This is a genomic window from Microbacterium sp. HMWF026, from assembly GCF_003061325.1.
Taxonomy (GTDB): domain Bacteria; phylum Actinomycetota; class Actinomycetes; order Actinomycetales; family Microbacteriaceae; genus Microbacterium; species Microbacterium testaceum_E.
Genome location: NZ_QAJB01000433.1, coordinates 1 through 584, shown reverse-complemented (window position 1 = coordinate 584; position 584 = coordinate 1). Strand labels below are relative to the sequence as shown.

Genomic DNA, 584 nt, shown 5'->3' with positions numbered 1-584 from the left:
GCCTGACCGGGCGCGGCGAGCCGCCCGGTCCGCCGCGGACGGCGAAGCCTCGGGCGCGTCCGGCCGGCGAGCCCCGGAGCCGGGCTCAGGCTCAGGCGAGGGTCGCCGCGACGCGGCGGACTTCGCTCTTGCGCCCCGCGAGCAGCGCCTCGATGGGCGCGACACCGATGGTCTCTTCGGGGGTGAGCAGCCAGTCGATCGTCTCGTCGGGGTCGAAGCCCGCGTCGTGCAGCACGATGATCGTGCCCCGCAGCGAGGGCAGGGGGCGACCGTCGACGACGAAGACGGCGGGAACCTTGAACACGCCGTCGCGGCGCGAGCCGACGAGATAGTTCTCGTCGATCAGGCGACGGACCTTTCCGAGCGGCTCGTCGAGCAGTTCGACGAGGTCGGGGATGGTCAGCCACTCGGTCGCGTAACGGGAGTTCTCGGTCACGTTTCCACTATCTCACCCGGATCGATCGGCTCGCGCCGACGACCCATTCATCTCACGCGTCACATTCGTCACATCAGCCTCACGCGTTGACATCCTCCCCGGGCCGTGTCAGCGTGTCGGGCAGTCGGAAGAACGGATATCCCCCCAC

Annotated in this window: 1 protein-coding gene; it reads right to left on the bottom strand. The window is 69.5% G+C overall.

All coding sequences use genetic code 11. From position 1 onward, the window contains the following. Positions 1-91 precede the first annotated feature (91 nt). A complete protein-coding gene (locus DBR36_RS15745; protein WP_108320656.1) occupies positions 92-436 on the bottom strand; it encodes an Rv2175c family DNA-binding protein in 345 nt (114 codons plus the stop codon). Positions 437-584: the final 148 nt, after the last annotated feature.